A 15,112-nucleotide genomic window follows, 5' to 3' on the forward strand; every position below is an offset into this window, starting at 1 on the left:
AAATATATATTTTTGGGGATTGACACTACACATGGAAAGAGACGAGGCGGAGGACAGGAAAGAGCTGTACCATTATCAGCAGGAAGATATCGATGCGATTTTTGAAAAGTTTGAAGGGAAGCCCGACAACTATCACTTATTGTACCAATTACCTACAGGAGGCGGCAAGACCGTGATATTCTCTGAGATAGCGCGCCGCTTTGTTGCAAAGTATGATCGAAAAGTACTTGTGCTTACCCACCGTATCGAGCTGAGCAAGCAGACATCGGCCATGCTCAAGAGCTTTGGCGTGACCAATACCATCATTGACAGTGCCGTAAAAGACCTGCCCAACCACAATGAATTTGACTGTTATGTGGCGATGGTAGAGACCCTCAACAACCGCCTCAAGGATAAGAAATTCCATATGGATTATGTTGGCCTTGTGATCGTCGACGAAGCGCACTACAACTCCTTCCGCAAGCTGTTCACCTATTTCAAGAATTCACTATTCCTTGGCGTTACCGCTACACCGCTCAGCTCTAACATCGAATTGCCCATGTACGAGACCTACAATGAGCTGATAGTGGGTGAGCCGATACAGTCACTTATTAACAAAAGTTACCTGGCAAGGGCTGTGATGTATGGATATGATGTAGAACTTACGTCACTGAAGCTCGGTATCAACGGCGACTATACCGTAAGCTCTTCCGACGAATTGTATTCTCGTTCCTCCATGCAGGACCTGCTGGTGCAGTCGTATGAAGCGCGAGCCAAAGGAAAGAAAACCCTCATTTTCAACAACGGTATCAATACATCGCTGTATGTATACGAAACATTCAAGGCGGCCGGGTTACCCATTAAGCACCTCGACAACCGAACGCCGGATATTGAACGTAAGAAGATACTAAGCTGGTTCCATAAAACACCCGATGCGATACTTACATCGGTTTCCATACTTACCACCGGGTTCGACGAGCCAACGGTAGAGGCCATTATACTCAACAGGGCCACACGCTCACTTACGCTTTACTTCCAGATGATAGGCCGCGGCTCGCGAAAGCTGCCCGGCAAAGATATATTCACGGTGATCGACCTGGGCAATAATGCGCAGCGTTTCGGCCTGTGGAGCGACCCGATAGACTGGCAGTACATCTTTAAAAACCCCGAGCAGTTCCTGGAGAACATCCGTACCGATGCCGAGATAGAAAGCTACCACGTATACAGCATGACCGAGGAGGTGCGTGCCAAATTTGGCAAAACACTTGATGTTACCTTTGACGTTGAAGAAGAGTACCGTAAAGCTGTAGATGAGCAAAGGGAAAAGCCAAAGGTAGTGATCGAGCATTCCATCCGCCAGCACGCGTTCATGTGCATCGAGAACTCTGAAACGGTATCCGAAGCCCGAAAGCTGGCCAAACTGCTTGATGGCGACGTGGAATACCGCGTAAAGAAATATGCAAAGCTGCTATCCAAAACCACTAAGAACTACCGCGAATGGCTTATCGAGGATTATAAGAACCGGCTAATTGTAATGATCGGCCGCATCTTCCATAAATTCAAAGAGGGTGAGGATGATGAGCAGCCTATTGAATTAAAAAAGCTGTAGCTGATAGCCTTCATTTCCTTTTGGAGGTTTTGCTTCACCGAATATAGTGCGCCCACCATATTTATAAGACTCATCGCGTTCCTTTTGGATAAGCGCGTCGAAATTATCATTGGGCGTAAAATCTTTCTCAGCCTCCCATGACAATTCTGAGAGCTTTTTTATGGCCTGCATTTTATCGCCATTCCCGATCTTGGCCCTGTGTATCGCTGTTTGCAGCATTGCTATGGTCTCATCGAAAACTTTTATGGGAACAGGAAAAGGATGGCCATCCTTTCCGCCATGTGCAAAAGAAAAACGTGCGGGATCGTTAAAACGGGTCGGGGTGCCGTAGATCACTTCGCTTACCAATGCTATCGATTGTATGGTCCTCGGCCCCATTCCTTTAAGCATCAATAGCCCTTCAAAATCTTCGGGTTTGTTCTCATGTGCCAGCCAAAGCATCGCACCCAGGCGCTTCATGTTGACATCCTTCATTCTTACATCGTGGTGGTCGGGCATTTTCAGGTGGTTCAATTCTCTAAGTATCCTTTCAGGATGCTCATTGGCTATCAGCAAGGACTTTTCGCGTGTTGAAGCAGCTTCTGCGGCGGTAAGGTTGAGGATCTTTCCTCGATCTTCGCCATAAATAAAGGTATGTGGCTCATTAACGAATGACTTGAGGTTTTCGCTATGCCAATGATAACGGCGCGCTGTACCTGTAGCATTGTTCATTCCCTGTTGTATCACACACCAGTCACCTTTGGCATTCACAATAAAATTATGCTGGTATAATTGGAAGCCGTCCTGTATCGCGGTATTATCTACTTTAGCGGTAAGCCTGCTCAGCCCGGCAAGTTCAGAGCCGTTAAGTCCGGTGCTATTGCCTACCGACAACAGTTCGTCAGGGGTTTTCATGGAATGTTTTCCCTTACCACCGCAAATGTAGATCCCTAATTCCTTCGCGTGGGGATTTACCGATCGTTTGAGGGCACCGAGGACTGACGTAGTAATGCCCGAAGAATGCCAGTCCATACCCATTACTGCACCGAAACTCTGGAACCAGAAAGGGTTGGCGAGTTTGCTAATGACATCCGACGTAGAAAATTCCATTGCAATAGTTTCGACGATGGCCAGTCCGAGCTTTGCCATTCTTTCGGAAAGCCAAGGGGGGACCTGCCCTCCGTGCAGAGGGAGGTCGGCAGAACCGGAACGCTTCATTGTTAAATTATTTTCAACAAATATATGAAAATAATATCATTGACTGATTTATTCTCAAATAGTCGATATTGATGGACTTATAGATATGTTTTTCATAATGCACTGTATGTCAATTGTATGCTGAGTGTGGAATATTTGGCATTTATTTAATACTAAATTGTGCGATACTTACAATTAAAGTGAGTAATTTAGGAAAACATAAAACGCCTGTTAACCTATACAAATTATAATGCCATGGAACGTACAATTACACATGACAACAGCCTGAATGCATACAATAGTGTGTCCTATCAGGATGCTGTATCTGAATTTGAAAAAGAAGTAAAAGAGGAGGAACTGTCCTGCAGCCTCCTGTTAAAAAACCTTTTAAAGACCAATCTCAGGCTCACAAAGCTTAATGAGATAAGCATGGTACTATTTTTCTAAGAATTTAAAAAAACTTTGTTATGGAAGATCGGACAAACAACAATGAAAATGAAAACGAGAACGCGGCAAGCCGTGACGCAATGAACGCGGAAGATCTGGTACGCGATAATGAAAGATCGGGTGATCAGCCTGAGAACGGACGCGATAACGAAGATGGCGATACTGATAAATACCTTGCTATTGAACAGCCGGGCGTATCGTATACAAAAGAGAACGACCCAACCCTGAATTCAGACCATGCCGACTTTGGCAGTGAAAGCCGCGAAAAGGAATGGAACGACATGGGCGGCAACAGCAAAAACTCCGACGCTTTTAACCAGGACGATTACCTGCTCGAAGATAACATTGACCTTGATGAGGACCAAAATCAGTCCATATCGAGCGACGATGACGACTTCGAGGAAAGCAACGAGCGCTACACTAATTAGGCCATCAACAAAATTATATATTTCAGGTCCCCGGTATCATAAGGTATTGGGGATTTTTTTAACCTTATGACAGGAAATTCTAAAATTGCGATCTATGGCGCGCTTGCTGCTAACCTTGCTATTGCGACAGTGAAATTCATAGCAGCCTCGGTAACGGGCAGTTCGGCAATGATAAGCGAAGGCATACACAGCGCGGTAGACAGCGGGAACTCCTTATTGCTGCTACTGGGAATGAAGCGCAGCCAGCGCCCGCCCGACAGGGGGCATCCGTTCGGTCATGGCAAGGAGATCTATTTTTGGTCACTCATTGTTGCCATTCTCGTTTTCTCACTTGGTGGGGGCATGTCAGTGTATGAAGGTGTCAGCCATTTGCAGCATCCGGTCGAATTGCGTGATCCGTTTTGGAATTACATTGTACTAATCGCATCAATGCTGTTCGAAGGGGCTTCCCTTTTTTACGCGGTCCGCGAATTCAACAGATCCAGTGGCGGGTCAGGCTTTTTCCGTGAATTGAGCATGAGCAAGGATCCCGGGCTTTTTGCGGTGATATATGAAGAAAGCGCAGCTATTGCAGGATTGCTCATTGCATTGCTCGGCGTGTTCCTTGGGCATTATTTCAATGAGCCGATGTTCGATGCCATCGCCTCGATGCTAATAGGAGTAGTGCTTATATTCGTAGCGATAACGATGGTGAGGGAAAGCAAAGGGCTGCTGGTGGGTGAGAGCGCTAACAATGAGATCGTAAAGGGGATCTACGATCTGGTGAATTCAGAAGTGAAAGTAGAAACGCTCTATTTTCCGTTAACAATGCACCTTGCCCCAAATGAGATATTGCTTGCGTTGGATGTGGAGTTCAAAAAGGAGATGACAGTAGAGGAATTGTTCGATTCCGTAAACGACCTTGAAGAAAAAATAAAGCAGGCGTTCCCAAGCGTAAAGAAAATTTACATCGAGGCAAAAAACTTTGGCGGAAGGCAAAGGCCGTGGCAGATCGAGACAGTAGATTGATACCTTCTGAAGAAATATATGATAGATCGTCTTCTGCTTATTTAAGATAGTTATCAACTATATCGTTGTAGTAAATGTGATCTTAACATAGTCTAACGGAAGTCAGGGTATATTTGTAGCAACCAGCTATGAAATTACACCACTGCCTATTACTGTTGCCCTCGCTACTCTTCTTATCCTGTTCGGATGAAAAGGACTATGTACCGCGCGGTACCACGAACCCCTTAGAGATCCTGGACCTGCCTGCAGTAGCTTACGATTATAACGAACAGCTTCCGGGATATTTTTTTCTAAACGACGGTGGGCCTGTGCCGAGTTCTGTCAATGGCATCGATAACACACCTGCCCACAATCCCATTACCAATGATGGCGCTACACTGGGGAGGGTGCTTTTCTACGATAAGAACCTGAGCCTTAACCGAACCACGGCGTGCGGGTCCTGTCACAGGGCAGAGAAGGCCTTTGCCGATTCAAGTCCCTTTAGCCACGGGCTTTACGGGCAGCCCACAAAGCGGAATTCCATGACTTTGGTAAATGCCCGCTTTTACCAGCGAGGGCGTTTTTTTTATGATGAACGTGCGGCATCATTGGAAGATCAGGTGATCATGCCCATACTCGACCATACCGAGATGGCGCTTGATCCGGGGCAGATCCTTCAAAGGGTAGCAGAACAGCCCTATTACAAGCAGCTGTTCATAAAAGCATTTGGCAGCAATACTATTACCAGTGAGCGCATAGAAAAGGCGCTGTCGCAATTCATAAGGAGTATGGTAAGCCATAATTCCAAGTACGATGCAGGAAGGGCGCAGGCAGCAAACATGCGTGAACCTTTTGCGAATTTTACCGCAGAGGAGAACCGGGGCAAGGACCTTTTCCTGAAGCCATTTTCTGAGGGAGGCGTGAATTGCTATGCCTGCCATACTACCGAAGCATTCGTATCACACAATATCGGGCCGATAAATAATGGCCTCGATGCCGCATCCGGTACCGATCTGGGCGCTTATGGGTTTTATACATCCAGCCCGGAAATGACAGGCGCATTCAAGATACCAACATTACGCAATATTGTGCTCACCGGTCCGTATATGCACGATGCCCGCTTTACTACCCTTATGCAGGTTATCGAACATTACAATAGCGGGGTGAAGGACCATCCGAACCTTTCGCCATGGCTGAAGGGAGATGACGGGTCGGCACGCCAGCTCAATTTAAGTGAATATGATAAGCTTGCGCTGCTACGTTTTTTATACACCCTTACCGACCAAACCATAATGAGCGACCCGAGATGGCTGGATCCTTTTATTAATCAGCATCTGTAGCAGCAAAAGGAATGTATATTTCGAATGTTGCTCCAATGCCGGGCTCGCCTTTCGCAACGATAAAGCCTTTATGGTTCTCAACAATCTTTTTTACGATAGCAAGTCCGATACCTGTTCCCTGGTATAATTCCTTATCATATAACCGCTGAAAAACTTCAAATATCTTATCACTGTATTTTTGGTCGAATCCGATACCGTTATCCGAAAGTTTAATCAGGCAGTAGTCTTTTTCGGCATCAAGGAAAAGAGCACCAAAATGATCCCCCTTAGCAGTAGAACAACTGATCTTTATTACGGGCGAACGGTGAGGATCAGAAAATTTAAGGGAATTGCTGATCAGGTTATATAACAGTTGCCTGAACTGGAATGGAACAATATCAAGACTATAGGTCATGCCGATCTCTACAACAGCATTTTTATCCTTAATGTCTCCTGCGATATCTGATACTACCTGTGATATGATCACGGATAGGTCGGTATGTTTGAATTTCTGTCCTGCAGCCCTGCTTCGGGAGTAGGCGAGAAGGTCATTGATGAGTGCCTGCATGCGTTGGGCTGCTTCCCGCATTCGCCGGAAATAGTCCCTGCCTCTTTCAGAAAGGTTATGGCTTTCCTTTTCAACGATTATTGAGGCTATGGTTTGTATTTTTCGTAAAGGTTCCTGAAGGTCATGACTGGAAATGTAAGCAAATGACTCAAGGTCCTTGTTCATTTTCAGGAGTGAATCATTATTTTTAGCAAGTTCTGCTGTACGTTCTGCCACCTTTTTTTCAAGCACATCATTAAATGCCTTCTCCTCCTGCAGCATCACGCCGCTTTCCCGCACTGATTCCACAGCATATAGGTGAAAGGCGATGAGGTCAGCGAACAGTCTGAACATTTGCGTTATGGCAGGTGAGCTGACTTCGTGTGGGTAGGGATCGATAGCGCAAAGCGTTCCAAAAAAGCTGCCATCGTGTTTTCGGAGGATCGGGACCGAGATATAGCTTTGGAAACCATACATACCAGGCGTATGATGGTCTTTAAAGAGAGGATCTTCTGCAACATGGTCGATTATCACACCAATGCCGGAGTTACGTATTTCATTACAAATGGTGGTTTTTATCTCCAGTTCATCACCGGGTTTGAGGCCAAACCCAATATCATCCCGCACGCTGCAGGTTACCCAGCGATCCTCCGTTACCCTTGCGACAGCTGCAAAGCCCATACCTGTAGTGCTGCAAATTACATCGAGCAGTGATGGGATTATATCAATTTGCCGGATATCATCTATATCTTTTTGAAGATCCGCTGCCGTTGTTGTCATAGTATGATTTATGACGCTAAGATATGAAATTAAAAGAATTCGTAAATTGCCTTATAGATGACACCTTTTAAATTAACGTACCCGTAGAAATTACCTGTTTTACAAAAACAGGTAATTTCTACCTGTGCCATGCCATTGTGTTTACTGAAATTTACATACTGAAATTAATGCTTTTGATATGATAAATTTTACCCCCGATGTATTAAGGCACTCTGCCAAATGGACGACTGCCGAAGAAACCTGCATTTCTATCACAGGTTTCCCTGAAAGTGTAGAGCTGAATGTGAACGAAGGATACGAAGTGATACACTTTATATGCCGCTATATGTCCTGCCGCGGATGGCTGGCCGAAGCAACCTTCCAGAATATAGAGTCTGCCATAAAAACAAGGCTGCCGTTCGCCGTGCGCTCACATAAGGATATAAAAGACTGGCTGGATAGCAGTTTCAGGAGATAGGTATGTGTGATTTTACAAGACAAGACCTGAAGCAGGAGTATATATGGCGTACAAAGGAGGATGATGTTAAGAAAATAACCGGTTTTCCAGCCGACGTTATCTTGAACTGCACCCAGGGATATGAGATACTTTACTTTATTAATCGCTATATGGAGCATATAGGCTGGTGTACATTGGTGTCTTTCAACAATATTGAGTTAATCATCAAATCGAGGCTGCCTTTTGGTAAGCGTACGCATAAGGATGTGAAAGAATGGTTAGATAACCTCTTACAGAGGTAATTGTGTGTTTCTTTTTTTAAGTGGTCAGAGCACGGTGAAAGCCGTGCTTTTACTTTTAAAAGCTGTTATATTTTCAATAAACGATCTACTTACAGTGGATCCTGATAAAAATCATCCGGCACTGGTGTTAAAGTCGTACAATGCCAGCGGGCAGTTCGCAAAATGTCCTATTTTTAGCAGTTCAAAGAAACATTTACATGAAAAAATTACTAGCCATTTTTGGCTTATCTGCCCTTACGTTATTACAGTTCAGCTGCTCATCATCTTCTGATGGTGACAGTTCCCCAACAGATCCTACTGATGATACACCAGGGCCCGGCACCAATGAGGTCGACTTCTGGCTGACGAATAATTCGGGTTCCGTAAGGCTTGCCAAACAAACAACCGTGCTCGATTTTGGTACTGTAGCTAATCCGCAGCCTACCATTGAAGTTTCCGATACATCGGTATTTCAAACCATTGACGGTTATGGATATACACTTACGGGTGGCAGCGTCGAAGTGATCAACAGCCTTAATGCTTCGAGAAAACAGGAACTGTTGCAAGACCTTTTCAATACCACTACCGGCATTGGTGTAAGCTATCTCAGAGTAAGCATTGGAGCATCCGACCTTAATTCGGCGCCATTTACTTATAATGACCTTCCGGCAGGCCAAACCGACCCAACGCTCGCAAGCTTCAGCCTGAGTAATGACACGGCGGTCATAGGCCTTTTGCAGGAAATACTTGCCATTAACCCAAACATCAAGATCGTGGCTACCCCATGGAGCGCACCGGTCTGGATGAAGGATAACGGCAGCTTTGTGGGCGGCAGCCTCCAGACGCAATATTACGACGAGTACGCGCAGTATTTTGTAAAGTACATTCAGGGCATGCAGGCGCAGGGCATAACGATCACTGCTATAACCCCGCAAAATGAACCACTGAACCCGCATAATAACCCAAGCATGGTGATGCAGGCAGGGGAGCAGGCCAACTTTATAAAGAATGCTCTTGGGCCTGCATTTCAGGCAGCGGGCCTTTCTACCAAGATCATTGCTTACGACCATAACTGCGACCTCCCGTCATACCCATTGACTATCCTTAACGACCCCGGGGCAAACCCGTTCGTGGATGGCTCGGCATTCCACCTGTATGCCGGCGACATTAGCGCGATGACTACCGTACACAACGCACACCCGAATAAGAATGTTTATTTTACGGAGCAATACACCTCCGCGACCGGCAGCTTTGGCGGTGACCTGAAGTGGCACCTGAAGAATGTGCTGATAGGGTCGATGCGCAACTGGAGCAAGAACACCCTTGAATGGAACCTGGCTAGCAATGGCAGCTGGTCACCGCACACCAACGGCGGCTGTTCTGACTGTAAAGGTGCCATTACCATTACCAGCAGCGACACTTACGTGAAAAATGTAGCTTACTATGTAATAGCCCATGCGTCTAAATTCGTGCCTGCAGGTTCGGTACGCATAGCGAGCAATATTACGGGCAACCTACAAAACGTAGCCTTTAAGACACCCGAAGGTAAAAAGGTATTGATCGTGGAAAATGACGGCACTACAACAGAATTCTTCAACATAAAATATAATGGTGAATGGGTAAGGACGAGCCTGGAGCCGGGCGCTGTAGGGACGTATGTCTGGTAGGTCTTTATTTTCCAAAAAGAATAAAAAGCACGGCGAGAGCCGTGCTTTTTATTGATATACAATGCTATAGGATGTTCTTTATAGGTCGAAAACTTAACATTGGGTGATCGTAATATTATCTAATTTTGTTAACTGTTAATTTACAATGAATTAATAGTAGCATTAAAACAGAAAAGACGTTTATAATAAATCAAATAGAACAAGAATGAGACAGCCCGCAAAGAAAGCCCCGGAAGCACAGGAAGAGAATGTAACTGAAAATACCGTACCTGCTACGGACGTGAACACCACGACAGAGAATGCCGCGCCAGCGGAAGTACCTATTGAAGAAAAGCCAAAACCGGTTCGCAGGCCAAGGCCAGCTGCTAAAACAGAAGAAACAGAGGCCGCCCCTGCTGAAGCTACTGAAACTGCTGCCCCTGAAGTAACTGCTGCAGAAGAGGCGCATGCTGCACCAACAGTAGAAACTACAGAGATCAAAGAGAAAAAAGAGAAGAAGTCCAAGTCTGATAAAAAGAAAAGATCTAAAAAAGATAAGGACAAGAAAAAGAAGAAGAAAAAAGCTAATGCTAAAAAGAAGGCAAAGGCTAAAAAACAAAAGGAGAAAGCAAAAGCAAAAAAGAAAGAGAAGAAAAAGACTAAAGCTAAGAAGAAGTCAAAAGGCAAAAAGAAAAAATAAGTGAAAAAAAGCGAGGTGTTGAGCCTCGCTTTTTTTATGCTTTGAAGTGAACTCTATTGATATACACGGATATAATCCACCTCCATCGAAGATTGTACAAAATTAGGGTCGATGGCACCGCCAAAGTTGCCGCCCATGGCCACGTTCATGATAAAGAAAAAGTTGTGGTTGAATGGAATGGCAGCGCTATTAGCAACGGAGTGTATCTGGTTGCCATCGACAAAAATACGGATGATGTCCTCATTCCAAATTACTGAATAGTCATGGAACTGGGTTGATACATTCGGGATGATGGAGCTGCCACTATTAGCATTCCCACCCGAATGCCCCGGATAATGCAGTGTGCCGTGTATCCTGTTCTGCTGGTTGCCCACGTGTTCCATAATGTCTATTTCGCCGCAGGCAGGCCATGCCTGGGTAGCGTAGTTTTGTCCCAGCGTCCAGATCGCAGGCCAGGTGCCGCCGCCCACAGGAAGTTTGGCGCGTATTACCGCACGGCCGTATTTAAAGCTGTATTTTCCATCGGTTACAAGTCGGGCAGAAGTATAGGCCTGCCCCTGATAGTTTTCTTTTTTTGCGGTAATTATCAGCTTACCATCAGCGACCACAACATTTTCTGGACGGTCGGTATAGTATTGTGACTCGTTATTGCCCCAGCCGCCTGCGCCGAGGTTGTAACCCCATTTAGAAGGATCAGGCGCTCCGGGGGTATTAAACTCATCAGACCACACAAGCGTGGTAAAATTCTCATTGGCAGGTACATCGGGCGGAGTTGTGGTAAAGGTGTGGTAGATGGCTTTTGAAGCATCGTTGCCAAATACCGCCCTGACCTTCAGCTTATCATTGGTGACCGAAAGGATCTCGTATGTGCTTTGCCCTACATAATATCCCATGAAGCCTTCGTTAGCGATGGTGATCTGCTTGCCTGTTGTGCGGTTTGCAACGCCACTCTGTGTTACATAAGAATCGGAATCCCCAACAGAAACCGTTTTAGTGCCGGCAGTGTTATATGGCAGGCATTTGTCTGTAGTGACAGGACCCTCATTGGAGGTAATGTAACTGCTGTTGAATAAGGTATTGCCGCCATTATTCAGGGTAAGCTTCAATTGGCCGCCCTCAAGGGTAAAATTAAGCGAAGTGCTGTACAGGCATCCCGTATCTTCATTGTTGGCGTATTGGAACGGCGTGGCCTGGTTAATGTTGCCGTAAAAATTAACCGCATTGTCGGTCGAGTTGCTGCCAAGCCCAAGGTGGCCCGTTTCGCCTGCGGCCCAGTACCACGTTCGCGATGAGCCGCCCGAAAGCGTGTTGATGATAGCCTGGTTGGGGTCGGTAGGGTTGCCGTTGCCATCGCCATCGCTGCTGCTACAGCCCGCAAACGTGAACAGCACCGCAAAGGCCACTACGGCTTTGTAAAATTTCTTTCTCATAATTTTGAATAGTTTGAGTTTGGAAAAGGCTAATATAGGCAAATATGGTTAATCAGTTAGGATCACTTTTAATTGCGGCATCTTACATATCATCATATCAACACCTGCTATATTGCCTTTAATTTGATTAATTAGCAATTCAGTTCCTTTTTTTAATTTTTTAATCCTCAAAATGGCCTGGTCATTCATTTCTGATCCTAACACCTCAATGTGACGGTTTTTCTTTTCATTAAATAAGAAGATCGTAAAACCTTTTACATCAGATTCCCTTATAAAAGGAACAGTTGGCATCGACAATGTCAATTTTGCATCTATGAGATCTTGTTTTGTCATTTCAAACATACAGTGATAACAATACTCACCTCTGTAAAGTGCAGCCTCAACCATAGGAATGCCTAAAATTTTAAATATCTTCTCTTCATGCAATATTGAGCCATCTTCCATCATGGCTTCAATTGTTATTGTCGTTTCGTGGCCGGAACGTCCGTATAAAATATAATTGCCTACACTGTCAACTTTTACCAAGGCTGAATCTTTAGCCGTGGCGTTAAACGATCTGGAACCCGGTACAGCGATCTTAATGGGGTTTTCGATGCCACGATAGATCACATTCATTTTTTCTGCGGAAATGACAGATATGTTCTTATCATTTTGACTGAAGCCGACAAATGGCAGCAGTAAAAAAATGAGAATATGCTTCATGATGTTGTTTTAAAAGATAACGCAATATACCATGATCTATGTATGTCCCAAAAATAAAAAAGCTTCCGGCACGATACCGGAAGCAGTATTAAAAACGGGAGACTAACACAGATCTATCTCCTTAGCGATGCCAGCCTGTCACTCATCGTGGCGAACTGTTGTAATGTTTTAATTTCCATTGGTTTGGCTATTTCCCTGAACCATTCAGGATGGCTGTCGCGCTTGCCTGTCTGCATATTGATATGAATGAATTTTGTCCACAGCAGTGCCTTGAGCTGCTGCTCCTTTTCGTCCCACATGGCTATTTCGACCAGCAACGAGTCATCGGAATATTTTATGAGGCTGCTATGGATACACACCATTTCGCCATAGTTGGCAGGGGCAAGATATACTATCTCATGATGGGCGACCATCCAGCCGGAACCTTTTTTGTACAGGCTATCCATGGGAATGCTGTAGAATTCCTGTAAATGATCCTCACGGGCATTGAGCATGTAGTTGATGTAGGCGGAGTTGTTAAGGTGCCTGAAGGAGTCGCAGTCGTTGAACCGTATCCTGTAAAATGTCTTTAATTCCATAGTGATCTGTTTTGATAACGCAAAGTTGGCCCATGCGCAAACCATTTCCTTTGACATTTATCAAAAACAACACCCCGAAACTATCAACTATAAACCCTGAATTGTTTTAGCCCTTATCCTGCTTAGCGTTTCCTGAGTAATGCCAAGGTAGGAGGAGATGTGCCCAAGCGAAACCCTTTGCAGCAGCCATGGATCAACAGCAAGCAGATTGCTGTAGCGTTCCTGTGCCGACATGAATTGCAATTCACTGAGTCGCCGGTGCATCTCTACCATTTCCTGGGTAATAAGGTAGCGTCCCAGGCGCTCGACCTCGTGGTAGGCATCATATAGCTTTTCGAGTTCGGCATACGGCAGCGACCATATCACGGAATCCTCCAACAGCTCTATCTGCCTTCCGTCGGGCGTATTGGTCACATAGCCGCTCATAGAGCAGGTAAAAGAATTCTCGCCCCTGAAGCGGTCGGTAACCTCCTTGCCGTCTTTCAGGTAAAAGGTACGTGCCAGGCCTTTTTCGATGTAATAGACACTACGGCAAATGTCGCCGCAGGGCACCAGGACATAACCTTTAGGGAGGGACTCTTTTTTAATAAGTGAAAGCAAAGCCTGCCTGCCCTCCGTGCTGAGGGTGACAAATGGGGCTATGCTGTCGAAAAAGCTTGTGGTGGTAGTTGCCATAGGGCAAAATTAGTAAAATTAAATCCATGGTTAATATACGTTATCTTTACTATTTTTGAAGCGCTAAATAATCCCGATTGAGAACTTATTCAACCTTTACATTACAAGATACAGCTTCCTTTAAAAAAAAGCTCCTGCAATGGGCGCAGCAGTTCCGTGAGGTGGTGTTCCTGGACAGTAACAGCTATGAACAAAAGCATACATCGTATGATGCCGTGCTGGCCCTGGATGGGCTGACCTCCATAAAGACCGACCATCACAATGCGTTTGAGGAACTGAACGAATACCAGCAGATCACAAGGGACTGGCTGTTCGGGTATCTTTCCTACGACATGAAAAATGACGCCGAGGACCTGCGATCCGGCAACCACGACGGGCTGGGGTTTCCTGACATGTTCTTTTTCCAGCCGAAAAAGCTTTTTTTGCTGAAAGGGAATGAACTGGAAGTACAGTATTTACGAATGTGTGATGATGAAATTGTATCGGACTTTGAAGAAATTATAAGTTATGAATTACGAGTTACCCCAACAACTGACAACCAACAACTGGCAACCATAAACCAACGCATATCGAAAGAAAGTTATCTGGATAAAGTAGGGCAGATGCTGACGCATATCCACCGGGGAGATATTTATGAGGCGAACTTCTGCATGGAGTTTTATGCCGAAAATGCGGTTATCGATCCGCTGATAACATACGAAAAGCTCAATGCCATCTCCGAACCTCCGTTTGCCGTTTACTTCAAAAATCACAAGCACTACCTGATGTCGGCATCACCCGAGAGATACCTGCGCAAAGAAGGGAGCAAGATCGTCACACAGCCTATAAAAGGTACGGCAAGGCGCAGTGCCAATGCTGATGAGGATAATGCGATTAAGCTTGCCCTTGCCGCCAATGAAAAAGAACGCTCAGAAAATATTATGATCGTCGATCTGGTACGCAACGACCTGTCCCGTACCGCTGCGAGAGGATCGGTTGCAGTGGAGGAACTGTGCGGCGCGTACACGTTCAAACAGGTACACCACCTCATTTCGACCGTAGTGTCCCGTTTTGAAGAGGGGAGCAGGCCGGTAGATGTCATACGCACTACTTATCCTATGGGCAGTATGACCGGCGCGCCAAAGATCTCGGCCATGCAGATCATCGAAAGGCTGGAAGAGACCAGGCGCGGGCTGTACAGCGGGGCAGTAGGTTATTTTAGCCCGGATGGCGACTTCGACTTTAATGTAGTTATCCGCAGCATACTTTATAATGCTGAAAAGAGTTATGTTTCTTTTTCTGTAGGAAGTGCTATCACTTCGAAAGCCAGTCCAGAAATGGAATATGAGGAATGCCTGTTGAAAGCGAAAGCGATGAGAACTGTTCTGGAAGGATAGCATTCAGGAAAATTCC

The 15,112-nt window shown here is 45.5% G+C and carries 15 protein-coding genes; 9 read left to right on the forward strand and 6 right to left on the reverse strand.

What is annotated here, in order from left to right:
• The first annotated feature begins 31 nt into the window (after positions 1-31).
• Positions 32-1,588: a DEAD/DEAH box helicase gene (locus tag ACT6R0_RS04390; protein WP_444651651.1), complete on the forward strand. Its 1,557-nt coding sequence runs from the start codon at positions 32-34 to the stop codon at positions 1,586-1,588.
• Here ACT6R0_RS04390 and ACT6R0_RS04395 read toward each other — a convergent pair.
• A complete protein-coding gene (locus tag ACT6R0_RS04395) occupies positions 1,574-2,785 on the reverse strand; it encodes a DUF763 domain-containing protein (RefSeq protein ID WP_444651652.1) in 1,212 nt (403 codons plus the stop codon). The genes ACT6R0_RS04390 and ACT6R0_RS04395 overlap by 15 nt on opposite strands.
• A 234-nt stretch (positions 2,786-3,019) precedes the next feature.
• On the opposite strand from ACT6R0_RS04395, the gene ACT6R0_RS04400 reads away from it, so the two are divergent.
• The 4 genes from ACT6R0_RS04400 (at position 3,020) to ACT6R0_RS04415 (ending at position 5,966) form a co-directional block, all read left to right on the forward strand.
• Positions 3,020-3,211 (forward strand): hypothetical protein, encoded by a 192-nt coding sequence (locus ACT6R0_RS04400; RefSeq protein WP_444651654.1) that lies wholly within the window; start codon positions 3,020-3,022, stop codon positions 3,209-3,211.
• A gap of 20 nt (positions 3,212-3,231) precedes the next feature.
• Positions 3,232-3,639, forward strand: coding sequence for a hypothetical protein (locus ACT6R0_RS04405; RefSeq protein WP_444651656.1), 408 nt, complete (start codon positions 3,232-3,234; stop codon positions 3,637-3,639).
• Between the two features lie 66 nt (positions 3,640-3,705).
• Positions 3,706-4,647, forward strand: coding sequence for a cation diffusion facilitator family transporter (locus ACT6R0_RS04410; RefSeq protein WP_444651658.1), 942 nt, complete (start codon positions 3,706-3,708; stop codon positions 4,645-4,647).
• A 128-nt stretch (positions 4,648-4,775) separates the two neighbouring features.
• The gene (locus ACT6R0_RS04415) at positions 4,776-5,966 is read left to right on the forward strand and encodes a cytochrome-c peroxidase (RefSeq protein ID WP_444651660.1); all 1,191 of its coding nucleotides are present in this window, start codon (positions 4,776-4,778) and stop codon (positions 5,964-5,966) included.
• On the opposite strand, the gene ACT6R0_RS04420 is transcribed toward ACT6R0_RS04415, so the two are convergent.
• The gene (locus tag ACT6R0_RS04420) at positions 5,950-7,272 is read right to left on the reverse strand and encodes a GAF domain-containing sensor histidine kinase (RefSeq protein ID WP_444651661.1); all 1,323 of its coding nucleotides are present in this window, start codon (positions 7,270-7,272) and stop codon (positions 5,950-5,952) included. The two genes, ACT6R0_RS04415 and ACT6R0_RS04420, sit on opposite strands and share 17 nt — an antisense overlap.
• Positions 7,273-7,450: 178 nt before the next feature.
• Here ACT6R0_RS04420 and ACT6R0_RS04425 point away from each other — a divergent pair, with 178 nt between their 5' ends.
• The 3 genes from ACT6R0_RS04425 (at position 7,451) to ACT6R0_RS04435 (ending at position 10,335) form a co-directional block, all read left to right on the forward strand.
• Positions 7,451-7,729, forward strand: coding sequence for a hypothetical protein (locus ACT6R0_RS04425; RefSeq protein ID WP_444651662.1), 279 nt, complete (start codon positions 7,451-7,453; stop codon positions 7,727-7,729).
• Between the two features lie 478 nt (positions 7,730-8,207).
• Complete coding sequence (locus tag ACT6R0_RS04430; RefSeq protein ID WP_444651664.1) at positions 8,208-9,656, forward strand: glycoside hydrolase family 30 protein; 1,449 nt, start codon at positions 8,208-8,210, stop codon at positions 9,654-9,656.
• Positions 9,657-9,861: 205 nt separating this feature from the next.
• A complete protein-coding gene (locus tag ACT6R0_RS04435; RefSeq protein ID WP_444651666.1) occupies positions 9,862-10,335 on the forward strand; it encodes a hypothetical protein in 474 nt (157 codons plus the stop codon).
• Between the two features lie 53 nt (positions 10,336-10,388).
• Here ACT6R0_RS04435 and ACT6R0_RS04440 read toward each other — a convergent pair whose 3' ends face one another.
• The 4 genes from ACT6R0_RS04440 to ACT6R0_RS04455 form a co-directional block, all read right to left on the reverse strand.
• On the reverse strand, positions 10,389-11,765 hold the full coding sequence (locus ACT6R0_RS04440; RefSeq protein ID WP_444651668.1) for a glycoside hydrolase family 16 protein: 1,377 nt from the start codon (positions 11,763-11,765) through the stop codon (positions 10,389-10,391).
• Positions 11,766-11,813: 48 nt separating this feature from the next.
• Positions 11,814-12,467 carry a hypothetical protein gene (locus ACT6R0_RS04445; protein ID WP_444651670.1) on the reverse strand — a complete coding sequence of 218 codons (654 nt, stop codon included), beginning with the start codon at positions 12,465-12,467 and terminating at the stop codon, positions 11,814-11,816.
• 113 nt (positions 12,468-12,580) lie between these two features.
• A complete protein-coding gene (locus tag ACT6R0_RS04450) occupies positions 12,581-13,045 on the reverse strand; it encodes an acyl-CoA thioesterase (protein WP_444651671.1) in 465 nt (154 codons plus the stop codon).
• 87 nt (positions 13,046-13,132) lie between these two features.
• Positions 13,133-13,720, reverse strand: coding sequence for a Crp/Fnr family transcriptional regulator (locus ACT6R0_RS04455; RefSeq protein ID WP_444651673.1), 588 nt, complete (start codon positions 13,718-13,720; stop codon positions 13,133-13,135).
• Positions 13,721-13,797: 77 nt separating this feature from the next.
• Between ACT6R0_RS04455 and ACT6R0_RS04460 the strand changes: the two genes are divergently transcribed.
• Positions 13,798-15,096 (forward strand): anthranilate synthase component I family protein, encoded by a 1,299-nt coding sequence (locus ACT6R0_RS04460; RefSeq protein ID WP_444651675.1) that lies wholly within the window; start codon positions 13,798-13,800, stop codon positions 15,094-15,096.
• The last annotated feature ends 16 nt before the right edge of the window (positions 15,097-15,112 follow it).

Origin of the sequence: Flavobacterium sp., from assembly GCF_052437795.1 — a bacterium.
Classification (GTDB): Bacteria; Bacteroidota; Bacteroidia; order Flavobacteriales; family Flavobacteriaceae; genus Flavobacterium.